Source organism: Mesorhizobium sp. M2E.F.Ca.ET.219.01.1.1 (assembly GCF_004016445.2).
Taxonomy (GTDB): Bacteria; Pseudomonadota; Alphaproteobacteria; order Rhizobiales; family Rhizobiaceae; genus Mesorhizobium.
The window spans coordinates 30359-54784 of sequence record NZ_SADT02000008.1; the positions used below are offsets into that span (position 1 = coordinate 30359).

Genomic DNA, 24426 nt, shown 5'->3' on the forward strand with positions numbered 1-24426 from the left:
AGCCAGGGAGGATCAGCCAAAGATTCTCTTGCGGGTTTTTTCGAGGCGCCCCAGGATCTGTTCGCGCCGCTCGGGCTTCACCATGAATTCCTGAAGCCCAGTCATGCCTTCCTGTGCCATATCCGGATCGGTGTCGCGGTCGTAATATTGCGACGTCGCGACCACCTTCTTAAGCTCCTCGACAGCCGTGTTGACCAGCGGGTCGTGACTTGGCGGGCAGTCATTGCGAGGCGGAATGGCGCCTTCGGCGGCAAGGAAGGCCCCGAGATTTTCCGGCTTGTAGAAATAAGCCAGGAAGTCGCGCGCGCCCTGCTTGTTCTTTGCATTCGCAGGTACATGGATGGAGTTGACCGAGAAATCCTCGTAGCGGGCGACGCCGGGCTCGATCTCGGGAAAAGGTGCATAGGCCAGTTGCGGCAAGTCCGCCTCCGGGAAGGCGGACCTGACGAAGCCGCCAAGGTCCATCATGGCCGCCTTCTTCTGTGCCAGGGCAGCACCGGCCTGTTCCCAGCCGAAGGAACTGTGGCTCGGCGAAAAGAAACCGGCCTTGAGCAGGTCGTTCCATTTGTCGAAGACGGGCGTCAGCATTGGATCGGTATACTGAACCTTGCCGTCCATCAGAGCGATGTGCTTGTCGAGGCCGTTGATGCGCAGATTCATATGGTCGAACCAGCCGCCTGCGGGCCACAGTTCCTTGGTGCCCATGCTGATCGGAACAAGGTTCGCGGACTTCGCCGCCTCGCCAAAGGCCAGGAACTCCTTCCAGTCCTTAGGGGGGGTCCAGTTGTGCTGCGCAAACACGTCCTTGCGGTAGAACAGACCCCAAAGGATGCCGCCCATCGGCAGGCCATATTGCTTGTCGCCAACCGTGACGGCACTCGTCGTCGCGCCGAGCACGCTCTTGTAGTTCTCCCGGGCGAACAGATCGGAGATGTCGTCGAAAAGACCCTTGGCGACAAACGCCTTCATGCGGTTGCCGGAGAACCAGAAGCAGATGTCAGGGGCGCCGACGACAAGATAGGAGCGGATGGCCGTCTTGTGAGCCTCGTGATCCATGTTGTTTATGACGATCTTGCCGCCGGACTTCGCCTCGAATTCGGTCGCCAGCCGCTGAAGGATCTGACGCTGCTCGACATTGCTGAGATTGGAGATAATCGTGATGTCCTGCGGCTGCGCCAAAGCAGGCAGGCAAAGCCCTCCAGTGGCGGACGCGACAAGCGCCGCGCCGGTGCCTTTCAGGAAACGGCGCCTTGTCGTCGACAACGCGGCGAGCTTGGTTGTCATGGCTTTTATCTCCTCCCTGAGAATAGCCGGATTCCAATTGAACCGAGGCAATGCGTATCGTATGTAGGCAGGATCGGTCAATAGTTAATTTACAAAATTAATAAATGGAGCAGATATGAGGCTCAAGGGCGACCAGCAGACGTCACGCGCCATAAACCGGCGGCTGATCCTCAACCTACTGCGCCGGGAGGGGGCGATCAGCCGCGCCGAGATCGCAGCAATCACTGGGCTCAGCCCGGCGGCTGTGACGTTCGTTGTCACCGAACTGCTGAAGGAGAAAATCCTGGTCGAGGGAGAGGCGAGCCCCGGGGCGCCGGGGCGCCGGCCCATCCCGATCGACATAAATTATGCCGGTCGGCTGGTTGTCGGACTCCAATTGAAGGTCGGCGCGATCGATTGCGTGCTGACCGATCTCGCCACCACCCCGCTTGTAACAAAGCAGGTAACCGTTCCCGATCGGTCACCGCAAAGCGCGGTGGAAGCCTGTGCCAAGGCGGTCAAAGAGCTGATCTCCGATCGCGGAGCCCCGACGACTGCGCAACTCAGCGGCATCGGCATCGCGATACCCGGCGTCATCGAGAACGGCGTCTGTCGCCTGAGCCACCGGTTCAACTGGGCCGACGTGCCGTTCGCGGCGATGCTTGCCGAACTCGTGCATGTTCCCGTTTGGGCGGACGACGACACCAATGCTTTTGCGCTTGCACAGCAACTGTTCGGCCTTGGGCGGCATCACCGCACCGTCGGCGCCCTGGCCATCGGCGCCGGGATCAGCTGCGCGGTCGTGATCGACGGCTCTGTCCATCACGGCGCGAATGGAGCCGCGGGCAAGATGGGTCACTCGATATACGATCACGATGGTCCGCTGTGCGAATGCGGCCGACGCGGCTGCCTGCAAACCTTTTTCTCGGAGCCGGCCTTGGTGCGGCGATGGAAAGAGGCCCGTCGCCTATCCGGGGAAGTCACACGCCACGACATGCTGAGCGCGGCTCAGGCCGGCGATAGCACAGCGATCGATCTGTTGCGGGAGGCGGGCCTCGGAATAGGAAGATTCCTTGGCGGCTTCTGCAACATCGTCGATCCGGAAGTGATTGTCGGCGGCGGCGAAGCCGTCACCTTTGGCGATTTTCTGTTCGAGCCGATGCGCGACGCACTGAAGCGTTATGCATTGTGGAGCCCGCCACCAATCACGCCAGACTGGGCAGACGATTCCTGGGCGCGTGGCGCGGCGGCGCTTGCGACCCAAAGGCTCTTCGACTTTGAAAGCAACCCAGGCGAGGTCGCAGGCGTGGGACTGCAGATATCAGGTGTCTAGGCTTGTTGATGAGCGAAGAGGGCGATGCGGTCACCTACTTTGTCCATTCACGAACACGGCGCGCGACCTCAGCTGTCGATATCCCATAGCGATCGTGAAGCGTCGGCAGAGCCCCGGCATCGAGAAACTCGTCGGGGAGCGCGATCTGCCGGAAGACAGGGCTCATACCCTCGCGCATCAGCAGGGCGGCCACACCTTCGCCCAGCCCGCCGATCAAGGTGTGGTTTTCCGCAACCACCACCATTCGCCCGGTCCGGCGCGCCGCGGTAAGTATCGTTTCTGCGTCGAGCGGCTTAATTGTTGGAACGTGCAGCACAGCGCAGCCGATGCGGTCCGATTCAAGAGCTTTTGCGGCCTCCAGCACACGCATGGTCATCAGGCCGCTGGAGATGAACAGCACGTCGGCCCCTTCGCGCAGCAGCCGCGCCTTGCCGATCTCGAACCGGTAGTCGTACCCGTCGAGGACCACCGGCACCTTGCCGCGCAGGAGCCGCATATAGACCGGCCCTTTGTGGTCAGCGATTGCCTCGGTGGCCTGCTCGATATCGATCGCGTCGCATGGATCGATGATCGTCAGGTTAGGCATGCCGCGGAAGATGGCGATGTCTTCCGTCGCCTGATGGCTGGGGCCGTAACCAGTGGTCAGTCCCGGGAGAGCGCAGACAATCTTCACGTCGAGCTTTTCCTCCGCGATAGCCATGCAGATGAAGTCGTAGGCGCGACGTGAGGCAAAGACGGCGTAAGTCGTTGCAAATGGCGTAAACCCTTCCCGGGCCATCCCCGCAGCCGCGCTCATCAACACCTGCTCGGCCATGCCCATCTGGTAGAAGCGATCCGGATGTTCCTGGGCGAAGACATGAAGGTCGGTGTATTTGGCAAGATCGGCGGTGAGCCCGACGATCCCGTTCCGGTGATGTGCCAGCCTGGCGAGCGTGTGTCCGAAAGGGGCGCTGCGCGTCGGAATGCCGTCCGGGGCGATCGAGGCGATCATCGCCGAGGTGGTCTTGCGCTCTCCGGCAATGACAGCCTGACGTGGCTCGAATTTTGACAACCTCACTGCGGACGTCCCTTCTCCAGAGCCTCGAGCGCCAGCGTCCATTCATCCGGCTCGACACGGATGAAATGCGTGATTTCGCGGGCCTCCAGGAAAGGCACACCCTTTGCCATGCGCGTGTCGCAGACGATGATGCGTGGGCGCGTTTCCTTGAGGTCCCTGGCAATATCGAATGCGGCGCGGACCGCCTCGATGTCGTTGCCGTCGACACGCTGTGCGTGCCAGCCGAAGGCCTCAAACTTGCCGGTCACCGGCTCGGAAGATAGCGTCGCCGTCGATGGCCCGTCGGCCTGCTGGTTGTTGAAGTCGACGATGGCGATGAGATTGTCGAGCTTGTGGTGGGCGGCTGACATCGCCGCTTCCCAGGTCGAGCCCTCGCCGAGCTCGCCGTCCGACAAGAGATTGTATACGAAACTGTCGCTCCGCTTGCGCTTCAGCCCCAGGCACATGCCGACGGCGATGCCGAGCCCTTGGCCGAGGGAGCCGCCGGTGATCTCCATTCCAGGCGTGTAGGCAGCCATGCCGGACATCGGCATGCGGCTGTCGTCAGTGCCATAGGTTTCGAGTTCTTCCTCCGGCAGCACGCCTGCTTCGATCAATGCCGCGTAGAGCGCGATGGCGTAATGTCCGATCGACAGAAGAAAGCGATCGCGCTTTTCCCATAGCGTCTCATCTGGCCGATAGCGAAGCGCATGGAAATAGGCGACCGCGAGCACGTCGGCGATGCCGAGCGCCTGGCCCACATAGCCCTGGCCCTGGACTTCGCCCATGCGCACGGCATGCCGCCGGATGCGATAGGCCCGTTCGGCTAGGCTGACATTGCTGCCCGAGCGCGGCATCTCGAATTCCGTCGTTCCGTCAGCCATGGATCAGCATCCCGCCATTGACGTCGATCACGGCGCCGGTGATGTAGCTGGCCAGATCCGACGCGAGAAACAGATAGGCGCCGGCCACGTCGCGCGCGTCGCCCAACCGACTGAGCGGAATCCCCTTGATGATGTCGGCGCGCATGGCCTCGGTCAGCTTGCCGCCGGTGATGTCGGTCTGGATCAGGCCTGGCGTGACGCAGTTGACGCGGATGCGGTCGGGTCCGAATTCGCGCGCCATCGCCTTTGCCAAGCCGAGCACGCCCGCCTTGGCGGCGGAGTAATGCGGGCCGCCGAAGATGCCGCCGCCGCGTTGCGCGGAAACCGATGACATGCAGATGATCGAGCCGCCGCCATTTTCGCGCATGTGTGGAATGAAGGCCTGGCTGAGATAGAGCACGCCGCGCAGATTGACGTCGAGGATGCGATCCCAGTCGGCCGGGCTGATCTCCAGTGTCTTGACCGGCTGGGTGATGCCCGCATTGTTGCAAAGCACATCGATCTTGCCCAAGGCTTCGGTGACTTTCACAGCCGCCCTCTTGCAAGCGTCGCGGTCGGCGACATTGCATGCAAGGCCGATATGGTCGCCTCCGAGCGAAGCGGCGGCGTCACGCGCTTGCCCCTCATCGAGGTCAAGAATCGCGACGCGCGCCCCATGCTCGGCCATCAGCGTTGCCGTGGAGCGGCCGATCCCGCGTGGGCTCGCGGCGCCTGAAATGACCACAGCCTTGCCCTTCAGCAACATGTCGAACTCTCCTGCTATTTCCAATCTCTTGGCGGATGATCTAGAGCCGGTAGAACCGGGCGGCGTTGTCGTGGAACAGCGCGAGCCGCTCTTCACGCGGATAATGTCGCGTGATCTCCTTGAAGGCGTTCACGATGGCATCGAAGCTCGAGAACAGCTTGTCGACCGGGAAGTTCGTCGCAAACATCGATCGGTGGATGCCGAAGGCGGCGATCGCCTCCTCGACGTAGGGACGGATCGACGCCGTCGTCCATGTCCAGTCGCCCATGCCGAGACCCGAGATCTTGCAGGCGACGTTCGGCGCCTGCGCCAGCTGGCGCATGCCCTTCTTCCAGGCGTCGAAATGCTCGGGTCCGTCGACCTGCATGCCGGTATGGTTGAGAATGATCTGCACGTCGGGAAAGGCGCGCGCCAATTCAAGAAATTCGCCCATCTGCGGATAATAGAGCTGCAGGTCAAAACTCAGCCCGCGCTTCGCCAGCTCTCGGAAGCCACGCCGCCATTCGGGTGTCCGGCTGACCTCCGGCCGCGCCAGATAGGTCTTTGCGGGATCGGCATGATAATTCATCGACTGCCGGATGCCGCGGAAGTTCCGATATTCCATGTGCCGGTCGAGAAGGTCGCCGACATCGGGTTTGGACAGGTCGGCGTAGCCGACGATGCCATGAGGAAAGCCCCGCTGGTCGGCGATGCCTTGCAGCCAGCGCGTCTCCCCGACCGGATCGGCCGGATTGAACCCGACGTCCAGGTGCACCGATTTCACCAGGTTCTGGTTCCTGGCGTCTTCCAGATAATCGTCGATCAGATAGCTCTTGCGGATCGCCTCATAGTCGCCGAAGGCGGCTGGCTTAACGCCATCGGTCAGCCATGGATAATAGTGGGTCTCCAGATCCCAAAGGTGATGATGCGGATCGATGAAAGGCAGTTCGGCCACGGTCGGGGTCCCTCGCTTGCTGCTGGACCCGCCGGCCTCGCCGGCGGGTCCGTTCGAAGGCGGTCAGTTGCTCGGGGGGAAAACGCGGGCGATAACCTTCTTCGCCTCGGGACTGTCGACCTTGTCGGCGGTGACCAATGGCATCACCAGGGCCATATCCTGGGTCACCTTGCCTCCCGTCAGGGCGTTGTAGACTTGCTGGGTGCCATCGATGCCTTGGCCGACCGCTTCCTGGAAGAAGATGCCCTGGATCGCCCCCTTCTTCAGCAGCGCAATGGTGGTGGGCGAGCCATCGGCGACGGTGATGCCAACTTTGCCGGTGAGGCCTCGGGTCTCGACCACCTTTGCGGCACCGCTCCCGGCCTCATCATACATGCCGTAGATAGCCTTGATGTCGGGATGTGCAGTCAGCAGGTCGTTTGCCTGGGTGACAGCCTCATTGATGGTGAGGCCCCGGGTTTCAAGCATCTGGACCAAGTCGCAGCCGTCCGCCGCGAACGCCTCCTTGGCGCCCTTGAGATACTTCTGCGCATTCTCCCGGTCCTGCGGCAGCGACAGCATGCCTACCTTGTTGCCGCCGCGCTCCTTGGCGAGATCGCAGGTGAATTTCCCTTGCGCCTTGCCGGTCTCATAATTGTTTGCGGTGACAGAAGATGTGTAGTTGGTTAGTCCCGGCTGCGGACCGATGCCGGCGAAGGCGATCGGCACCTTCTGCTTTTCCAGATAATCGAGCAGCGGCGGCGTCGATGTCGAACTGACCGGACCGATCACGATTGCCGCGACCCCCTTTGTCACGGCCGTCCGTGCATTGTCCATCTGCTTGGCGGGTGAGTTCTCAGAGGTGTACTCGACATAGTCCATGCCGAGCTCCTTGGCCTTCTCCTTCACGCCGTAGCCGACCCATTGCCAGTAGGAGATGTCCAGCGAGGGCGCGATATAGGCGACGGTCTTCTTGTCCTCGGCATATGATGCGCTGGACAAGGCGGACGCCGCGAGTGCTGCAATCAGGATGCTCTTCAACTTCATCTTGGTTCCTCCCATTGATGATCTAGAGTCGGTTCTTGTTGCTGAAGCGGTCGATCAGGACCGCAAGCAGGATCGCGGCGCCGGTGACGGAGCCTTGCCAGAAGCTGTTGACGCCGATGAGGTTCACGCCGTTCTGGATGCAGGTGATCATCAGCGCGCCGAGCACCGCGCCGATCGCGCTGCCGGTTCCGCCAAAGAGGCTGGCACCGCCGATGACGACCGCGGCAATCGCCTGCAGCATCAGGCTGGCGCCGGCCGTTGCCTCGGCATTGAGGATGTAGCTCGCCGTCAGCAGCCCGGCGAACGAGGCGAGCAGGCCGGAAATGACATAGGCGGCGAATTTGATGCGAAGCACGGGAATGCCGAGCAGCCGGGCTGCGGTCGCCGACGACCCGACGGCATAGAACCAGCGACCCAGCACGACCTTGCGCAGCACATATTCCAGCAAGACCATCAGGACGATGCAGAACAGAAGATGATTGGGGATGCCGGGGACGATCTCGCCGGAATTCAGCAGCCAGAAATCCGGCGCGCTGATCGGCATCGAGCGACCGTTGGTGACGATGAAGGCCAGGCTGCCCGCCACCGCGTAAGTGATGAGGGTGACGACGAAAGGAGCAAGCCTGACGACAGTGACGAGAAACCCGTTGATCGCTCCGAATACCAGCCCCACGGCCAAGCCTGCCAGGCTGGCGGTAAGATCGTCCGCTCCATTGGCCATTGCCAGCGCCGTGACCATTCCAGTCAGCGAGAACACCGAGCCGACCGAAAGATCGATGCCGCCGGTGACCACGACCAAGAAGACGCCGAGCGACATGATGATGAGCGGCGCGGCGGCCTGGATGATGTTTTGGACGTTGCCCATGCTCAGCGCCGCGGGGACGAATATGCCCACCGCCAGCAACAGGACGACAATCGCGCCGGCGATTGCGGCCTCGGTGCGGTAGGACAGAAGAATCCCGGGAGCGCGGGTCCTGGCGGCCCGAGCCTTCTTGGCCGTCGCGGCGCCGTTGGTTGCGTCGGTCATGCTGCCATCCCCGTCAGCTCGGCGAGCCCGTCTTCGGTGAAGCGCTCGTCCGGCAGAAACCCCTTCGGGCGCCCCTCGGTGTCGAAGGCGAAGATCACATCGCACAGCTCGAGCAGTTCAACGTTCTCGGTCGACCACCAGACGATGATCGCTCCGGCATCCGCCATCTCGCGGATCAGCGCGTAGATATCGTGCTTGGTGCCGATGTCGACGCCGCGCGTCGGCTCTTCCAGCACCACCATGCGCAGCGGCAACCCGAGCCAGCGCGCAACGATCAGCTTCTGCTGATTGCCGCCGGACAGCGACGCCGGAAGGTCCCAGATCGAACCCGCCTTCAACTTGAGAGCCGAAACCAGGTCGGAGCATTCCTGCCGTTCGGCTGGGCCGACGATCCGTCGGTTGTCGCGAACCCTGCGCGCGGCAAGCACGTTGTCGACGATCGGAAGCTGCGAAAGGATGCCCTTCGCTGCCCGGTCACCCGAGACGAAGCCGATGCCCGCGCGTGCAGCCGCGGCCGGGGAGGGGAAGCCATCTGCGAGACCCTCGCCGGAGAGGCGCCAGCCGGCGCCCTTTCCCGCGCCGACGAGGGGATCGATCAGGCCCGTCGGACCCGCCGGTGCGCCGGCCAGCCCCAGGATGGTGCCGGGCCAAATTTCCAAACTGGCGCCGTCAGGCCCCAGCAGTTCCACCGGCGTACCCCCTCGGCTGCGCTCCCGTCGATTCAGCTGCGCGCCGGAACGTTGCGTCGACTGCCCCATCTGCTGGACGATCTCGGCGTCGCTCAGTGAGGCAAGCGGCGTCCCATTCGCCACAGTGATGCCATCCCGCAGGATGGTGCAGACGTCGCAGAGCTCGCGGATTTCCCGCATCCTGTGCGAGACGAACACGATGCCGATACCCTCGTCGCGCGCCAAACGCTTCAGCACCGAGAAAAGCTTGGCCGTCTCGCCTGCGGTCAGGTTGGCGGTGGGTTCGTCGAGAAGCAGCACTTCGGCGCCCGTTGAAAGCGCGCGGGCGATCTCCACGATCTGCCCTTCATGCAGGGACAATTTGCCCGCCGGCAGATCCACGATCTCCTCGCCGATCGCCGCATCTATCAGGCGCAGCGCATTGAGCGCGATGTCGCGCATGCGGCGGCGGCTGCTCTGCGACAGGCCGGACTTCGCATGCACGATACCGATGTTTTCCGCGACCGACAGTTCGGGCAGCAGCGCCAGCTCCTGATGCACCACCGCTATGATCGGGCAGCCGCCCCGGCCGAGCTTCGCCGACGTGAAGGCGACCTCGCCGGCATCGCGGGAGGTAAGGCCTGTGATGATGCGGATGAGGGTACTCTTGCCGGCGCCGTTGCCGCCCAGCAGCGCATGTATTTCGCCTGCCCGGACCTGGAAGCTCACACCGCGCAAGACGCGGGTTGCGCCGTAGCTCTTCTCGACATTGGCAGCGTCGATCAGAGGCGTCGTGGTCGATGCCTGTGCGGCCGCGCTCACATTGCCGGCGACGCCCAGGCCCTGGGCCGTTTCCATCCTGAATCTCCTCCCGAGATCGCAGGGATGATGCGACCGATTGACATTCGGCTCAATTCTCGTTTCTTAACATTCTGTGTAGCTGAACTTAACTGACGATCACGATATGTCGGACATCAAGTTCAAGTCGATGGCGCATTTCGAAGCCGTAGCGCGCCTCGGCGGCGTGGCGAAGGCGGCGCAGGAATTGCAGGTGACGCCCTCGGCCGTCAGCCAGCAACTGCGCTTGCTCGAGCACCAGCTCGGCGTGCGGCTGTTCCAGCGCGAAAAGCGCCATCTCTCGCTCACAATCGACGGCGAGCGGCTTTACCAGACCACCACGCAGGCCTTTGAATCCATACGCGAGGTGCGAAACGCCATTGTGCGGCAGCGTGAGAGCTTTCAGCTCAGCCTGCGCGTCAGCCCCTCCTTTGGCGAGAAATGGCTGGCGCCACGTTTGGCCGAATTCAGCAAGGACTACCCGACCTGGAACCTGCGCGTCGACGCGACACCCAATTTCTCGGATTTCGAAACCGAGGTCATCGATCTCGATCTTCGCTACGGCGACGGGGGTTGGGCCGGCCTTTATTCGGATTGCGTGGTCAACGACCTGATCCTGCCGATGTGCTCGCCTTCGTATCTCACCGAACTGCAGAGGCTTTCATCCGATCCCCGCGAGCAGTTGCGCCAGGCAAGACTGATCGACAGCGTGAAGGCCTATTTCCGCTGGGATTACTGGCTGCCGCGTAACGGTGTCCAGGGCGCGCGCATGACCTATCCCTATCGTTTCGACCGCTCCTCGATGTCGGTTCAGCTGGCGAAGGATGGAGCAGGCGTGGTTCTGGAAAGCACGTCGATTGCATTCGAGGATCTTGTCTCGGGCGCTTTGGTGCCCGTCTCGACGGCGTTCGACGTCATAGAGTTTCCAGGCTATTGGCTGGTCTGTCCTTCACGGCACATGAACCGGCGCGCCGTTCGGCTGTTTTCAGAATGGGTGTCGCGGGTCGGCAGGCGCGACACAGACCGCGCCCGGGATTTTATGTCCGAGTTGGGGCTGCGCATATCGTTCGAACGACGGCCTCATTTCGGATTGCGCGATGACAGGCCAGCCGCCATGGCTTGAACAAAGAATGTCTCGCACTCTTGCTGGATGTCGCGCCAAGCAAGCCGGTTCGCGACACAGATGGGGTGAAGTTCCCGGGCAGTGGAAGCGCCGATGACGCTTGTCTCGCTTCCGGCTAGGCCATGTGACCGAGCTGTTTCCTCCGATGTGAGCAACTCGGCTCATTGCGACGCGCCATCCGTTGTCAGCTTTGAAACCCCTTCTCGGCGTTCGGCAACCCGTCAAGCTCACACCTACAGATCCCTTGCTGCACAATTTGCGGCACTTCGTCCACAACGCAAAGCAAGCCCCCAAAGACCTCACCAGGTTTGGCCAAGGAACATGGGTTGCATAGCCATGTGCGATAGTGTATGCAGAATGCAGTACGCACGAAGAGGGCTAGCACATGGGCGTGACACCTCAGACGGTCTCCTCAGCTTCGAAAGATCAGCAGGAGCCAGGAGACCGGACAGGTGTGGACGCCGAGACCTTTCGCGGCATATTCGGTGGCTTTCCCAGTGGCGTGACCATCGTTTCGGCAACCGACGCCGATGGAGCACCGGTCGGGTTGACTGTCAGTGCGGTGATGTCCCTGTCGCTGAGCCCCCCGCAACTGGTCATATGTCTGCAATCGTCAAAATACACGCTTCAGGTCATCCGGGCTCAGAAGCGTTTCGCGGTCAATTTTCTGGCCAGTGATCAGTCGTGGATCTCAGATCAGTTCGCGTTTGGGCAAGGCGATAAGTTCGGCGGCATAGATTGGGCTTTTGGCGAAACCACGGGTGCTCCCGTGATCAAGGACGTTCGGGCATTTGCGGAATGTCAGGTGGATTCCCTGATTGAATCTGGGGACCATACGATTGTTGTTGGACGCCTGGTCGCCGGCGCCACAGCCGATGCTTCTCCTTTGGTTTATCACGCTCGCAATTACGCTTTGCTTTCGGCCCATCCTGGAAGCGCTCGCAGGGCACCTTCTGACCGGCCCAACACCAAGTAGGCGCATACCGGCGCCTTGCATCGAAACTGAGGGCACAATTTGTGCCGAACCACAGATTTGAAAAGCCGTCGGCTTTCATGACGAACATGGCGCCGCCGTATTCTAGGTAGGGAGCACAGTTTGACCGTGCAGGAACTCGAAGAGAATGCAGCGATTGGCGTACAGGCTTACGGGTCGGTCAAGAAGCTGATCATCGAGAACAATTTACGACCGGGTGAACTTGTCTCCGAAAGCGACCTTGCAGCACGTCTGGACATCGGCGGACCGCTGATCAGGGCGGCGTTGGAGAGATTGGTTGAAGATGGCCTGCTCAATCAGGTGGACGCAAAATTCCTGCAGGTGGCTGCGCTCGACAGAAAATACATCGACGATGTCTACCAGGTAAGCAAGGCACTCGAGATACAAGTCGCAATACAGTCGATAGACCACATACCGGCAGACGCGATCGAGGCGTTCGCGATGGTGCTCGAAACTATCCGGCCGGACGTAGAAGCGGGCAAGCCGTATCCGGTTCGCGAGGCCTATGAGCATCTGCAGCGCATGTTCCTGACATACTGCGAGAACGATCTTATCTGCTTGATACTGGCTCGGCTGCAGGATCATCTGACCCGCGTCAGGCTGGCCAGTCGCGCCACCGATGACCGCCAATGGCTGCACATAGAATATTGGATCATGAAGGACGAGCTCGATGCGCTTCGGGCCCGCGACGTCAACAGGCTGACCACGACACTTTCCGCGCACATGGACATGTTCCGGCGCTGGATACTTCAAAGCTGGATATCGCCCGATCAAGCCGAGAAAGGCTGACAGTTTCTTCGCACGGCAAAAAACCACGCTGCCGGCAACACACTGGTCCGGCAGGTCCCGAATCCCTCCTCGCTTATGATATCCTCGACGTAGCCTTCCTGGTTCACAGGATGGAGCTCTAAGGGATCTCCATCGAACGCCGCGGAGCGAAGTTCATTGCTGGCTGTTGAGAACCGATGCCGCCTGCTGGCGTACAAACAACGCTCATGACGAACGAGGCTCCTTAAGAGGCCAGCCTTCTTGGAAACGGCAGACCCTATGCTCGATCCGTCGCCGGTCACGATCGCGACCTTGTGATGTGGTTCGTTGCGATGTCTTGTGTCGATGTCGCCTGGTCCACAAGCGGCTCTTGGGGAAACGCTCACAACTCGAATGGAACGAACACGCTTCCGGCCCCGGCTGACCGCAGCGCAGTGAACATGAAGCCAACGCCCCTTGCTCCGTCGTGAACGGTGGGGAAGTCTCCATTGTCGGGCGTGTTTCGACCTTCCGAAATTGCCCGCGCCACGGCTGAATAAATGTTGGCGAACGCTTCGAGATAGCCTTCCGGATGGCCGGCGGGAACTCTGGAGGCAGCTTTCGCTCCGGCGCTGACGCCCGCGCCGCCGCGGGCAAAGACAACCGGCTGCTGCCCGGATTCCGTAAAGGTGAGTTGTTCTGGGTGCTCTTGGTGCCAGGTGATCGCGGCATCGGAGCCGAACACACGCAGTGCAAGCCCATTTGGACAGCCGTGAGCTATCGAGGTGGTCCAAAGCGCTCCACGGGCGCCACCTTCGAAGCGCAGCAACATGTTGACATGGTCGTCGAGTGGATTGCGCAAGCTGGCCAAATCCGCAGCGAGCGCATCTACACGCAGCCCGCTGACATATTCGGCCAGATGGAATGCATGCGTCCCAAGCGACGCCACGACGCCGAGCGCCCCTGCCTTGGCCTGGTCGTGCTGCCATTCCTTCTTGCCAAAGGCCTGCGTCTGGTACTGATGCGCATATTCGACCTGCACGGATAGGACTTGGCCCAGTCTGCCCCCGGCGATCATGTCCCTTGCCATCCGCACCATGGGATAGCCCGAATAGGTGTATGTTACGGCAAGCAATCGGCCAGTCTCGGCCACCCTTGCGCTCAGGGCGCTGGCATGCTCGCGGCTCACTACTAGCGGCTTGTCGCAGATTACGTGGATGCCCTTTGCAAGGAACGCATCGGCAATTTCGTAGTGGGTTTCGTTGAACGTACAGATCGTAACGGCGTCGATGCCGTCCGGGCGCTCAGCCTCGCGCGCAGCCATTTCGGTGTGGTCCGCATAGGCTCTTTGGGGATCGATGAAGAGGTCTCGCGCGACCTGTCTGGTGCGTTCCGGGTTGCGGGAGAACACGCCGGCGACCAGCTCCCAACGACCGTCCAGGCGCGCTGCCGAGGCGTGGCTGGGGCCGATCGAACTGCTGCCGCCTCCACCCACCATGCCCAGCCGCAGCCTTCGGCCGAATGTATTTATGTCCGTCATCGGAGCCTCTCCAGTTGGATTTGCAATCGCGATCGATCGAGAGCAGGCCCCCGCACCTGGGTAACTGCCAGACCGCTTTAACCAGTCGGGGACAGGGGCTCAGCATCTATCGAGCCGGGTTGCTCAGATCTGCCCGGAAAGCGCTTGGGATGCTGGCGAAATGCGCGGCCAAGGCGATGTTCCGACAGCCCAAGCTCATACCACCGGCCGCATCGGAGAGCCGGACTCCAGCCTGGCAGGTGGCATCGTTGGCCACACAGGCCGTATTCCAAACCTGCGGCACTCGAAGCGCTGGAGCATGTGCTCTCCCTCATCAGGCTGTGGCATTACGAAGTGAGCTGCGGTGGTCATCCAGGGGGAGTATTTGTGTATTCAGTATACAATCCTAACAGACCCTCGTGTCAAGAGAAACATTGCCACCGCTCCCGCCCATGGGGACCAGTCAGCGGGGCGTTTGCCGCCACTTCGCGTATCGAGCAGGAGAGCGTTGACAGTCTGAATCGCCGACTGCATACTGAATGCGATCTCTGATTGACCACGCGGCCTGCGGGTGTCGCGTGAGGCTGGTTATTGGCAATATTCTTGAGTTCACGGTCGCGACATGGCTGAAAAGAAGAACAGGCTGATCCTGCATTCCTCCGTGGCTTGGAGCGTGCCCCTTGTCATGGATATCGATGTGGCGCGAACGGTTGGTTTCGACGGCATAGATCCATCTTCTAGGAAGTTGCGGGGCTTCCTGGATGCCGGGTTCACCGAAGAGGAACTGGTCGCCAAGCTCGACAGCATCGACATACCGGGTTTCGGCGCCGTCTTCGATATTGAGAGGCGAGGCGCGTCAGAAGCCGATTTGATGATGGAGGCGGAGTCTATCTTCAGATTGGCACACCTCGTCGGGGCAAGGGGCATACAGGTGATGACGGGCCCAGTGGATGTCCGGGCGGTGGTTGCGCATGCCAAGGGTGAGCACACCGATCTCTACAAAGGGATGCTCGGCTTTCCTCGCCACGAGCAGATCGCGGTCACCGTCAAGAACCTCTCTCGCATCGCTGACCTGGCCGCGCAGTTCGATCTGCTTCTCTATCTCGAGCCGATGTCGTGGACGCCGTTGAACAAGATTGCCGACAATGTGGAGATCATCGAGAGATCCGGCCGCGACAATATCCGATTGATTGTCGATTATTGGCATTGCTTCACAGCTGGTGACACCCCCGACGTGGTCGCCAGTCTGAGCAAGAATCTGCTCTACGGCGTTCACATAAGCGACTCGCGTCCTTTTGCCGCTGGCATCCCGATAGAGGATGATTTGCGCGACATCGAAATGGGATCTGGTGTCATCGATCTGAAATTGTGGACGGACGCTGTCAAGGCCACAGGATATGACGACTGGTGGAGTTGCGAGTCCTTCAGTCGGAAATGGCATCAGGAAAATGCCTACGAGATCGGACGAGAAGTGCACAGGCAGATGAAACAACTGGTGCAGGGCTAGCGGTTTTCTCGATCGTCGTTCCGGGGCCGCGCTGCCTGGCGGTGGCGCAGCCGCAATCATTGTTACCGCAAATTTTCGCTGGGCGACTCTCATCAGGCAGCGGGTCCCGTAGTAGAAACACCCGTTCGATCAGACTGCCAGGTCTTTCAGCAGTAAAGCGTCAGGAACATTCTGGAAGCATACCGACCGCCGGAAACGCGAATTGAAAGCGGGCCGGCCGAGGTCATTCCCAAAATTCGTCGATGATAAGAGCCGCCATGCACCCATGCTGTCGCAGATCTCCGTGCAGGTGTGGAACCCGTTGACCAGCACCTGGCCCGCCTGCGCTCAAGAAGTGCATCAGCTTGCGACCAAGCAGGTTGTCCAGCTTAGTTTGGCACTGTGATTTCTCATCCCGTTGGGTGGAGGCGGTCCAAAACTAGAGCCGCCGCTGACCAGAGCCGGCGAGCGCGCGCAGCAGGCCAAATTCTGCATTCTGTCGTCTGGATGCAATATGATCTAGGTGCTAATATGAACTCGATTAGTGTCGGAGGTCAGGAAAATGTCGAGGCTTCTGGTGGCAATGACCTTCGTCCCAAGCTCATGCGACTTTGGGCCTTACGGTCACGAGCGGCTGTGGGATGAAGTTCCTGAGCGTTGGAAAGCCACTTTGGCAACGTTTTTCGTGTTGTTCCGACAGTTCCGTGGGTAGACGCAAAACGACGCCAAGTCGACTTGTTGAACGGCCACTTCTCAACCGCTCGCGGATTGCACCTGCCAAGCCAACAGTCAACAAGTGCATCCAGCAGCACCCTTGCCAGTATTCAGCAGCCTCCCCATTATTCTTCAAGCGATTCGAGGCTACAACCGAAAAGGAAAATCATGCAGGAGGTTGAGCGCAACATACCGTTGGGCGAGCGGGTCTACGACATCATCAAGAAGATGATCACCGATGGCGAATTGCCCCCCAACCAGGTGGTGCCTGAGAGTGTTTTGGCCAAGCAACTCGGAGTGAGTCGCTCCCCCGTCAAGGCAGCACTGACCCGCCTGCAGGAAGACGGGCTGGTTGTAGGAGAAGCATGGAAGGTTCCCTACGTCGCTCCGCTTGACGCGAAATATGTCAGCAACGCTTATCAAGTCCGCAAAGCCTTGGATTCGCAGTGCGCGATTCTGGCAATTGGCAATATACCGGCCGCGCGGATTGAGGAATTCGGCGTTTTGCTCGACAAAGCCCAGCAATCATTAGACGCCAACGATCCTTCGCCAGTGAGGGACGCGTTTTTCTTTCTTCAGAGCATGCTGCGTGAATACTGCGACAACGATCTGCTCCGAAGCATGCAGGGCAAGTTGAACGATCATCTGATCCGCATTCGCAAGGTCATCCATTCCACAAACGATGGCGAATGGCTGAAGATGGAATACTGGATGCTCAAGGATCAGCTCGAGGCATTGAGATCCCGCGACTCTGCTCGTCTCGTAGCAGCCTTGAACAATCAGCACGATCAATTCGTACGGTGGCTTTTCAAAAACTGGAGCCTCTAGAAGAAGTGTATGGCGATCGGTTGGCATACCCAAATCGCCTCCGACATCTTTATGGCGGCTGTGCCGCCCCCTGATGTGCCCTTCACTGTGGCGAGCTCGCAATCACAATCAGCTGCCCCTGGCCTTGGGTGCGGTCACGAACGGCTGGATTGCGAGCTCGTGGGGCGGGAGCACCGCCCACAGAATGAGCCGGCGGTGCCGTGCGCTGGCCGCGACGGTTAGATGTTAGGCTTGCTTCCGCCGATCCCGCCGCGACTTGGAAACGGCTGGGCTATTTGCGGCGCTACAGTAGGCGAGTTCGGCTCTACTCACCTTGCCCAATATCGCTATAACTCGAAGCATAGGAGAATATTGCAGGCAATCCTCCCGTGTGCAGGAAAACGGCCCGGTCAGATTGGTTGACCCGCCCGCTTTGAATATCGGCTACCAAACCGGAAAAGCCCTTTCCCGAATAGACGGGGTCGACAAGAATACCTTCGGTTCGGGCGAGCCGCGCGGCAGCCTCTTGCGCGGCTGCCGCGGGTTTGCCGTAGTCCTCTCCGACGAATTCTGTAGAGTTGTTGATGCGCTCGGGACCGAGGTCCAGCCTGAAGCCGAGCAGTTCGGCAGCCGCGCGGCATCTGCTGGCGATTTCGTCAGGGGCCTCATAGGCCTCGTTACGTGCATCCATCGGATTGATGCCGCAGATCTTTACCGCATGACCCAGCAATTCGGCCGCGGCCTGAAGGCCAGCCTGGGTACTGACTTGGGAAGTGACGTATATGTGGGTGGGCAAAGGTTCGCCCAGAGTTTCGAACTGCTCCACGAGCTCAAGGTAGGCTCCGATATATGCGACCGCCGCAAGGGTGAGTGCGCGCTCGGCACCCATGCCGAGAACCATCGGCCTGCGGCCGCCGGCCTCAAGCCGTGCGGCCATATCCTGCTTAGCCTGCTTTACCGACGCGCTGGCTTCGATCGGGACAATCTTTGCTCCGAACCGACGCGCGATCAACTGATTGCCCTGCACATGCTCGAATTGCGCGTCTTTGCGCGGCATTAAGATACACTCAATTCCAAGCCGGGCCGCGGCGGCAGCCAGTTGGCGCGACTGGTTCGATTGCGAGGCAGCCCCCTGGATCACCACGTCCACGCCTCGGCTCAGCGCATCGCCCAGAATGTATTCGTGCTGACGGACCTTGTTGCCGCCAAAGGCCAGGCCAGTGCAGTCATCCCGCTTGAACCAGATTTTCGGGCCGCCCAACTCGGCCGCCAGTCTGGGGCAGGGATCAAGCGGTGTCGGGAGATGTGCGAGGCTGGCGCGCGGCAGTTGCGCCAGTGCTCGGGCGATATCGGCTCTTGAGACGGGTGACACGGGATGCGACATCGGTTGAAGCCCAATCGAGAAAGAGAAATAAGCGGACTTTCATCTGGTTATGAAAGCCGAACGCCGGTTGCGCGGTCAAAAAGGCTCAAGCGCGACGCATCGATGCGCAGGCGCGCCGGACCAGCTTGCGAGATCGAGCCCGCGCTGAGCAGCGCCGACTGCTCGATGCCACTATGGTGGAAGATCACCACATCATGGGCGCCGGTGGGCTCGATCAGAGCGACATCGACCTCTATGTCGACCTCTGCGTCCCCTGGCTCACCCACCGCCAGTGCAATGTGCTCGGGCCGGAACCCGACGGTCACCTGACGTTCTTGCGCGTTGGCCGCTGTGCGGAATTCTTCGGGAGCGGGAAGCTGGGAATTGGCGCCGTCGAGCAGAATCCGTCCGCCGCGCATGACGGCCGGCGCCAGGTTGATTTTTGGACTGCCAATGAAGCTGGCAACGAAAAGGTTTGCGGGTTTGTTGTAGACCTGGCTGGGAGTGCCAAGCTGCTGCAGCGCCCCTTTCTCCAGTATCGCAATCCGCGTGGCCAGCGTCATCGCCTCTATTTGATCGTGCGTTACATAGACAGTGGTCCGACCCATGCGCTGGTGCAGCTTCTTCAGCTCAGTTCGCATCTCCACCCGCAAAAGTGCATCGAGGTTGGACAACGGCTCATCGAACAGGAACAGCGCCGGTTCGCGGACCAGCGCGCGGCCAATTGCAACGCGTTGGCGCTGACCGCCCGACAGTTGTCCTGGTTTGCGATCGAGCAAGTGTCCTATCTGGAGCAGACGAGCGACTTGCTCCACCGCCTCCTCGCGCTGCGGGCGAGGCAGCTTGCGCATCTCCAGGGGGAAGGCGATGTTCTGGCGTACGGTCATCGACGGATAGAGCGCGTAGGATTGAAACACCATTGCGATGTCACGGCTCTGACACGGCACGTCATTGAGGACGCGGGAGCCAAGCCTGATCTCGCCTGAGTTGATTTTGTGCAGTCCGGCGATGGCATGCAGCAAAGTCGACTTGCCGCAACCCGATGGTCCAAGCAGGACCAGGAACTCGCCAGAGGCTACCTCGATGTTGATATCCCGCAGGACATGCAACTGGGCGCCATAGTGCTTGTTTACGTTGTCGAGTGTGAGCGAAGACATCGGCCGTTCCTTGAATTGGGCCATGACGATGAGAAGGCCGGGGTTCAGCGTGAAGTAGGATGCGCCCGCTCAGGCGGGCGCCACTCCCTCTTCAGGCTGCAATGAGCCGATATTCACAGGGACAGCGCCAGCGGTGGATCGTTTCTTGTCACGCATCCTTTTCCGGTTTCGTTATTGCAGGGTCTGTCTGGCGATGAGCAATGCGAGCATGTCTTGCTCTTCGGCGGACAAATCCGTCAGCGGCGGGCGAACCGCCCCTGCATCAAAACCTTTCAACCGGACACCGGCCTTGATCGCTGCCACCGCGTAGCCCTTGACGCGATTACGGATTGCCATGAACGGATAGTAGAAGTCGTTGAGCAGGGCTTCGCAGCGCGCGCGTTCGCCGGCTCGAAGGGCGCGGTAGAACTCCTGCGCCAGGGCCGGAACGAAATTGAACACCGCGGACGAGTACGTCGTGAAGCCCGCGCCCAGATAGGCCTCCGCAAAGAGCTCTGCCGTGGGCATCCCGCCAAGGTAAGTGAGCCTGTCACCCAGCTTTGCGGTGATTTGCCGGATTGCGCCGATATCACCGGTGCCATCCTTGAAGCCGATCAGGTTGGGACAGGCATCGCATAGCCGCGCCAGCGTGTCGGCCTGGATGACGGAGTTGTCACGATTATAGACCATGACGCCGATATCGATCGACTGACAGACCCTGCGAACGTGCTCGTAGAGTCCTTGCTGCGGAGCATCGATCAGATAGTGCGGCAAAAGCAGGATGCCGTCGGCGCCCGCCTTCTGCGCGGCCTCGGCGATGGTGACGGCGATCTCCGTGCCATAGCCGCATCCTGAAACGATTGCGGTGTCGCCCGCCGCCTCCTTGGCTGCTCGGACGACTTGCGGGACCTCTTCAGGCGTCAACGAGAAGAACTCGCCGGTGCCACCGGCCGCGAAGAGCACCGGCGCCTTGAAGCTCGAGAGCCAGGAAACATGCGATTTGTAGCTTTCGGGAGCGAAGCGGCCCTGAGCGTCGAAGTGAGTTACTGGAAAGGACAGCAAACCTGATCCCAGAGCAGCTTTTATATCGGTTGGCGTCATTGCATTCCTCTTTTATTTGCCTTGCGTTCGAAGAAGGTGGTCAGGGGAGCGGCCATGGCGCTGCATGGGCGAATCCGGTCACATCGAGCACGGCCTTGCCGCGGAAGCCGGACTGCAAAACGGCGGCGGCCGCAGCAGGCAAGGTCTCCCATGGTTGACGCGTCTGGATGCAGGTCTTGAGCGCGCCGCGCTGCAGAAGCCCGAGCAATTGTGTGAGCAGCATCCCGACATGACGTTTGCCGATGGCGAAGCCCTGTATCGTGCCGCCGGTTTTCATCAGATGGTCGAAATCGGCGAAGACCGCGTCTTGACCTGCGCTCCAGCCCAAGGACTGCAAACTGCCACCAGCATTGAGCAGGCCCGCGGCCTGCACGAGGGATGGGCCGCCCAAGGTTTCGATGACGAGATCTGCGCCCTTGACGCTGCCAAGGTCGGTGAAAACGTCATGAGCGCCCAGCGAGACAAGAAGCTCGCGATCGCCTTCAGCGCGCGTTACGGCGCTGACCCTGGCGCCTCCTAGGCGCGCCAGTTGAATAGCAAACTGTCCTACACTGCCCGATGCGCCGGTAATCAGCACCGTTCGGCCCAAGAGGGGACCGCCGCGCGTGAGAACGGCCAGAGCGGTCGTGGCGGCGGTGCCCAGCGTTGCGGCACGGCCGAGATCGACGTCCGCGGGAACGACGGCGACATCCCTGCAATCAGCAATACGACATTGCGCCCAGCCGCCGGAAAGAGCACGTGCAACCACTCGCGTTCCAAGTGGCAGCCCCCGTGCCCCGGATCCGACCTGGCTGATCACACCTGCCGTGTCCCAGCCGGGGACAAAGCCTTCGGGAAATCCCCCACGAATCGCGCGACGCGATTCGCCGCGATTGAGCGCGATTGCGCCAACATCGATCGCGACTTCGCCCGGACCCGGGCTAGGACGGGTTCGTTCCGACAGTCTCAACCCAGCTGAGGTCGCTTCATAGGCAAGCATGGCGCCATCACTCCGACAGGATGGCCCGGGGTAGCCGGGAGAGGCGCTCAGAGCCGGTTTTGGTCACAACGACTGTCTCGCTGAAGGCCAACTGCGGCGTATGCAGGACGACATGAAAGACCATGTTGGGCTCGAATGACCAGGTTTGGCCCGGCGCCATGATCCGGGTGTGGTCGCTGACGCGGGGCACAGCCTGGTAGCCAAGCGTGTAGCCCGTGATCTGAGTAAAGACTGACTTCAGCCCTTGGCGCAGCACCTCGCCGCGGCAAATGGCGTCGACGTCGCCCCCCTTGGCGCCCGGAACCATCGCGGCAATCTGGCGGTCCTGGATCGCGACCATTTGCCGGGCGAGTTCCACGTCCGCGGCGGTCGTCTTGCCAAGAATGACTGGCCGAACAAGGCGTGCGCTATAGCCACGATATTGCGGGGTGGCTTCTACAAACACCCGCTCACCCTGCGCCCACCGCGCTCCCGTCACTCCGCCTATCAAGGCGTCCACTCCGGTCATGCGCCCTAGGATGGCGGCCCGGCTGTTGTCTGCCCCGTGACGGATGGAGGCCTCATACATCGCGGCAAGACCGTCGCGGTCGCTTACTCCCGATTTGATCGCGCCGGCGCCGGCGGTCACACTGTAGTCGGCGATCTCGGCGGCGCGGCGGATATAGGCCAATTCAGCGGGCGACTTGATCAGTCGGTGTTCCCAGATCACGCCTGAGAAGTCGACTACCTCCATACCCGGATTGCCGACGCGGATCTGGTTCAGCCGCGCGATCGTCAGGATGTTGCTGTCTTTCTCTATGGCCAGGCTCTTCGGGGCCAGTCGCGCGATGGCGCTGGTCACCCGAGCGTACGAATCCTCGTCGTCGGCAAATGTCTCAAAAGACCTCGACCAGGACTGGTCGAGGAAGGTGCCAAGATCGAGTTCGCGAACGATCAGCCAGGGTTCCCCCTCCACGGGGATCAGGGCAGCCTGGTAGCGGGCCGCAGTCGCGAGATAGCCGAAAAGGTAGGCCAGATGATCTATCTGGTCGACAAGGAGCATCTCTGCCCCGCGCAGTTCCATCTCGGACCGTATCGCGCGAAGGCGGGCCTGGTACTCGGCCTGCTCAAAATCCAGGGGGCCGCACGTTGAATAGCGATCCCCGGCCGCCTGGTTGTTCATGCGGGCTCCTGTCCAGCTTGATGCTCAGCTCGATAGTTCACGTCCAGACTGATGGGCCACATCGACCGTTGCAAACGTCGGCGATGCAACTTGCTTACGTCGACGGGCGAGAGCCCCGGCGGGTCTGTGGTGACGATGCGGGCGTAGCGCGGCTCGAACCAGGCCTTGAAATGCTGGCTCGATTTCAGCGCCACGATCGGAAATTGGGTGATATCGATTCCGGCCTTGATGAAGGGCCCATCGTCAAGTGTCTGTCGGCGCCCACTGGACACGACCACGTCGACGCCGCCGATGCGCAATGTCGCCAGAAGACCCAGGTCGATCATCTCGCCAGTTCCCATCGGGCTCTTGACCCGGAAGAGCCCGTCGTTGAGACCAAGAACCTCTGCGTCGGCTTGGATGGGAGGGCCGAGAAGGGCATCGCTGCGCCCGCCTAGGTCGACATTGATGTGTGCGCCGACCCCGGCAGCGGCCGCCTGCGCTACTGTCACGGGGTCGAAGATGTGTGAAAAGCAGGACCGTGCGCCCGCCGCGATGAGAGCCGACAAGAGATGGGTCCCATCCCCGGGGCTGCCGGCGCCGGTGTTGTCGGAAAACTCATTGATGACGATGGTGCGTCCATCTTGCATTGCCTCTTGGATCGCACCTTCAGGCGGTAGGCTCTGCACCTTGATCTGGTCCCGTCGCTCCCAAAGGGCGGCGGCGATACGCCGCGCCAGTCGCCGGGCATCATCGGTTCCATTGCGGCGGGCCACGACGACCACCGATGCACCAATGCAAGGCACGTCTACATAGGGAAAGCCGTGCATGACGCGCGCGCACGCGACGTCTTCCTGCTTTTCGATCTCGGTACAGAGGCCATCGAGCTCGACAAATGCCGGCATGCTGGTCGGAACGGGTGGGAACAGCATCGGGACCTGTTCGATCGCCGTATCGAAATCGGCTTTCGAAAGCACGATTTCGCAAAGACATCGAGCCGCTTCCACCCCGCGCTCATACTGGTCGATGTGGGGATTGAGCCGCACCGGGAACAGTGCCGAGCAAAGATCGCCCAGGCGCTGACGGATGTTGCCGTGAAGATCCAAGGTAGCCACCATCGGGATCTTGTCGCCCAGACGTTGACGCAGCGCGGCACACAAATCCTCCTCGAGGCTGTCAATGTCCTCCACGACGCCCGCACCGTGAATTGACAAAAGAAGTGCATCCAGATCCGAAGCAGCGGCCTGCTCAACCAACTCCTCGCGTAGCGCGACGTAAATCTCGCGCCGGACGGTGCCGGATGGTGTGGCTTCAGCGTACAGCAACGGGACGGCATCGAAGCCGAGCGCGCCGGTCTCATCGATCAGACCACCAAGATAGGTGCGCGCACCGCGGCTGAACGAAGAGATCTCAACGCCGCGCAGGACCTTAAAATCAGCAAGCCCTGTCGGGGCAGCAAATGTATTGGTTTCGTGGAAAATCCCGCCGATGCCGACCCGAGCCATGCTGGCCAAACCCTCGTTGCGACCGATCACTGGCGAGTTTGTAAACGAGGTTGATGTA

21 protein-coding genes are annotated in these 24426 nt (G+C 61.0%); 6 read left to right on the forward strand and 15 right to left on the reverse strand.

Annotation, left to right across the window (positions count from 1 at the left end):
* Positions 1–12: 12 nt before the first annotated feature.
* Positions 13–1284: an ABC transporter substrate-binding protein gene (locus tag EN862_RS31275; RefSeq protein ID WP_127868147.1), complete on the reverse strand. Its 1272-nt coding sequence runs from the start codon at positions 1282–1284 to the stop codon at positions 13–15.
* Between the two features lie 115 nt (positions 1285–1399).
* Here EN862_RS31275 and EN862_RS31280 point away from each other — a divergent pair, with 115 nt between their 5' ends.
* Positions 1400–2596 (forward strand): ROK family protein, encoded by a 1197-nt coding sequence (locus EN862_RS31280; protein WP_127868148.1) that lies wholly within the window; start codon positions 1400–1402, stop codon positions 2594–2596.
* 34 nt (positions 2597–2630) lie between these two features.
* Here EN862_RS31280 and EN862_RS31285 read toward each other — a convergent pair whose 3' ends face one another.
* From EN862_RS31285 to EN862_RS31315, 7 genes are all read right to left on the reverse strand, one after another.
* Positions 2631–3653 carry a transketolase family protein gene (locus tag EN862_RS31285; protein WP_189401938.1) on the reverse strand — a complete coding sequence of 341 codons (1023 nt, stop codon included), beginning with the start codon at positions 3651–3653 and terminating at the stop codon, positions 2631–2633.
* Complete coding sequence (locus EN862_RS31290) at positions 3650–4489, reverse strand: transketolase (RefSeq protein ID WP_127868263.1); 840 nt, start codon at positions 4487–4489, stop codon at positions 3650–3652. The genes EN862_RS31285 and EN862_RS31290 overlap by 4 nt, the downstream gene beginning before the upstream one ends.
* A 19-nt stretch (positions 4490–4508) precedes the next feature.
* Positions 4509–5261, reverse strand: coding sequence for an SDR family NAD(P)-dependent oxidoreductase (locus tag EN862_RS31295; protein WP_127868149.1), 753 nt, complete (start codon positions 5259–5261; stop codon positions 4509–4511).
* Between the two features lie 40 nt (positions 5262–5301).
* Positions 5302–6195: an amidohydrolase gene (locus EN862_RS31300; RefSeq protein WP_127868150.1), complete on the reverse strand. Its 894-nt coding sequence runs from the start codon at positions 6193–6195 to the stop codon at positions 5302–5304.
* Between the two features lie 63 nt (positions 6196–6258).
* Positions 6259–7221 carry a substrate-binding domain-containing protein gene (locus tag EN862_RS31305; RefSeq protein WP_127868151.1) on the reverse strand — a complete coding sequence of 321 codons (963 nt, stop codon included), beginning with the start codon at positions 7219–7221 and terminating at the stop codon, positions 6259–6261.
* A 22-nt stretch (positions 7222–7243) separates the two neighbouring features.
* Positions 7244–8248 (reverse strand): ABC transporter permease, encoded by a 1005-nt coding sequence (locus tag EN862_RS31310; RefSeq protein ID WP_127868152.1) that lies wholly within the window; start codon positions 8246–8248, stop codon positions 7244–7246.
* A complete protein-coding gene (locus EN862_RS31315) occupies positions 8245–9774 on the reverse strand; it encodes a sugar ABC transporter ATP-binding protein (protein WP_127868153.1) in 1530 nt (509 codons plus the stop codon). Before EN862_RS31315 ends, EN862_RS31310 begins: the two co-directional genes overlap by 4 nt.
* 106 nt (positions 9775–9880) lie before the next feature.
* Here EN862_RS31315 and EN862_RS31320 point away from each other — a divergent pair, with 106 nt between their 5' ends.
* From EN862_RS31320 to EN862_RS31330, 3 genes are all read left to right on the forward strand, one after another.
* The gene (locus EN862_RS31320) at positions 9881–10876 is read left to right on the forward strand and encodes a LysR substrate-binding domain-containing protein (RefSeq protein WP_127868154.1); all 996 of its coding nucleotides are present in this window, start codon (positions 9881–9883) and stop codon (positions 10874–10876) included.
* Between the two features lie 454 nt (positions 10877–11330).
* On the forward strand, positions 11331–11852 hold the full coding sequence (locus tag EN862_RS31325) for a flavin reductase family protein (protein WP_189401900.1): 522 nt from the start codon (positions 11331–11333) through the stop codon (positions 11850–11852).
* A gap of 126 nt (positions 11853–11978) precedes the next feature.
* On the forward strand, positions 11979–12659 hold the full coding sequence (locus EN862_RS31330; RefSeq protein WP_245519789.1) for a GntR family transcriptional regulator: 681 nt from the start codon (positions 11979–11981) through the stop codon (positions 12657–12659).
* Between the two features lie 361 nt (positions 12660–13020).
* Here EN862_RS31330 and EN862_RS31335 read toward each other — a convergent pair whose 3' ends face one another.
* Positions 13021–14157 (reverse strand): Gfo/Idh/MocA family oxidoreductase, encoded by a 1137-nt coding sequence (locus EN862_RS31335; protein ID WP_127868157.1) that lies wholly within the window; start codon positions 14155–14157, stop codon positions 13021–13023.
* Positions 14158–14758: 601 nt separating this feature from the next.
* Between EN862_RS31335 and EN862_RS31340 the strand changes: the two genes are divergently transcribed.
* The gene (locus tag EN862_RS31340; RefSeq protein WP_127868158.1) at positions 14759–15643 is read left to right on the forward strand and encodes a sugar phosphate isomerase/epimerase family protein; all 885 of its coding nucleotides are present in this window, start codon (positions 14759–14761) and stop codon (positions 15641–15643) included.
* A gap of 861 nt (positions 15644–16504) precedes the next feature.
* Positions 16505–17164, forward strand: coding sequence for a GntR family transcriptional regulator (locus EN862_RS31345; protein WP_127868159.1), 660 nt, complete (start codon positions 16505–16507; stop codon positions 17162–17164).
* A gap of 304 nt (positions 17165–17468) precedes the next feature.
* On the opposite strand, the gene EN862_RS31350 is transcribed toward EN862_RS31345, so the two are convergent.
* From EN862_RS31350 to EN862_RS31375, 6 genes are all read right to left on the reverse strand, one after another.
* Complete coding sequence (locus tag EN862_RS31350) at positions 17469–18527, reverse strand: pyridoxal-phosphate dependent enzyme (RefSeq protein WP_127868160.1); 1059 nt, start codon at positions 18525–18527, stop codon at positions 17469–17471.
* A gap of 47 nt (positions 18528–18574) precedes the next feature.
* The gene (locus tag EN862_RS31355; RefSeq protein ID WP_127868161.1) at positions 18575–19663 is read right to left on the reverse strand and encodes an ABC transporter ATP-binding protein; all 1089 of its coding nucleotides are present in this window, start codon (positions 19661–19663) and stop codon (positions 18575–18577) included.
* A gap of 171 nt (positions 19664–19834) precedes the next feature.
* Complete coding sequence (gene kdgD / locus EN862_RS31360) at positions 19835–20743, reverse strand: 5-dehydro-4-deoxyglucarate dehydratase (protein ID WP_127868162.1); 909 nt, start codon at positions 20741–20743, stop codon at positions 19835–19837.
* A 40-nt stretch (positions 20744–20783) separates the two neighbouring features.
* Positions 20784–21722 carry a zinc-binding dehydrogenase gene (locus tag EN862_RS31365; protein WP_127868163.1) on the reverse strand — a complete coding sequence of 313 codons (939 nt, stop codon included), beginning with the start codon at positions 21720–21722 and terminating at the stop codon, positions 20784–20786.
* Positions 21723–21729: 7 nt separating this feature from the next.
* Entirely contained in the window at positions 21730–22884 is a 1155-nt protein-coding gene (locus tag EN862_RS31370; protein WP_127868164.1) for a Xaa-Pro peptidase family protein, read from the reverse strand.
* Positions 22881–24368 carry a M81 family metallopeptidase gene (locus EN862_RS31375; protein ID WP_127868165.1) on the reverse strand — a complete coding sequence of 496 codons (1488 nt, stop codon included), beginning with the start codon at positions 24366–24368 and terminating at the stop codon, positions 22881–22883. Before EN862_RS31375 ends, EN862_RS31370 begins: the two co-directional genes overlap by 4 nt.
* Positions 24369–24426 lie beyond the last annotated feature (58 nt).

Excerpts from the sequence above, each read along its gene's own strand:
- EN862_RS31275 (WP_127868147.1), bottom strand. The coding sequence starts at position 1,284 with ATGACAACCAAGCTCGCCGCGTTGTCGACGACAAGGCGCCGTTTCCTG.
- EN862_RS31280 (WP_127868148.1), top strand. The coding sequence starts at position 1,400 with ATGAGGCTCAAGGGCGACCAGCAGACGTCACGCGCCATAAACCGGCGG.
- EN862_RS31290 (WP_127868263.1), bottom strand. The coding sequence starts at position 4,489 with ATGCCGCGCTCGGGCAGCAATGTCAGCCTAGCCGAACGGGCCTATCGC.
- EN862_RS31295 (WP_127868149.1), bottom strand. The coding sequence starts at position 5,261 with ATGTTGCTGAAGGGCAAGGCTGTGGTCATTTCAGGCGCCGCGAGCCCA.
- EN862_RS31305 (WP_127868151.1), bottom strand. The coding sequence starts at position 7,221 with ATGAAGTTGAAGAGCATCCTGATTGCAGCACTCGCGGCGTCCGCCTTG.
- EN862_RS31310 (WP_127868152.1), bottom strand. The coding sequence starts at position 8,248 with ATGACCGACGCAACCAACGGCGCCGCGACGGCCAAGAAGGCTCGGGCC.
- EN862_RS31315 (WP_127868153.1), bottom strand. The coding sequence starts at position 9,774 with ATGGAAACGGCCCAGGGCCTGGGCGTCGCCGGCAATGTGAGCGCGGCC.
- EN862_RS31320 (WP_127868154.1), top strand. The coding sequence starts at position 9,881 with ATGTCGGACATCAAGTTCAAGTCGATGGCGCATTTCGAAGCCGTAGCG.
- EN862_RS31335 (WP_127868157.1), bottom strand. The coding sequence starts at position 14,157 with ATGACGGACATAAATACATTCGGCCGAAGGCTGCGGCTGGGCATGGTG.
- EN862_RS31340 (WP_127868158.1), top strand. The coding sequence starts at position 14,759 with ATGGCTGAAAAGAAGAACAGGCTGATCCTGCATTCCTCCGTGGCTTGG.
- EN862_RS31345 (WP_127868159.1), top strand. The coding sequence starts at position 16,505 with ATGCAGGAGGTTGAGCGCAACATACCGTTGGGCGAGCGGGTCTACGAC.
- EN862_RS31350 (WP_127868160.1), bottom strand. The coding sequence starts at position 18,527 with ATGTCGCATCCCGTGTCACCCGTCTCAAGAGCCGATATCGCCCGAGCA.
- EN862_RS31355 (WP_127868161.1), bottom strand. The coding sequence starts at position 19,663 with ATGTCTTCGCTCACACTCGACAACGTAAACAAGCACTATGGCGCCCAG.
- kdgD (WP_127868162.1), bottom strand. The coding sequence starts at position 20,743 with ATGACGCCAACCGATATAAAAGCTGCTCTGGGATCAGGTTTGCTGTCC.
- EN862_RS31365 (WP_127868163.1), bottom strand. The coding sequence starts at position 21,722 with ATGCTTGCCTATGAAGCGACCTCAGCTGGGTTGAGACTGTCGGAACGA.
- EN862_RS31370 (WP_127868164.1), bottom strand. The coding sequence starts at position 22,884 with ATGAACAACCAGGCGGCCGGGGATCGCTATTCAACGTGCGGCCCCCTG.
- EN862_RS31375 (WP_127868165.1), bottom strand. The coding sequence starts at position 24,368 with ATGGCTCGGGTCGGCATCGGCGGGATTTTCCACGAAACCAATACATTT.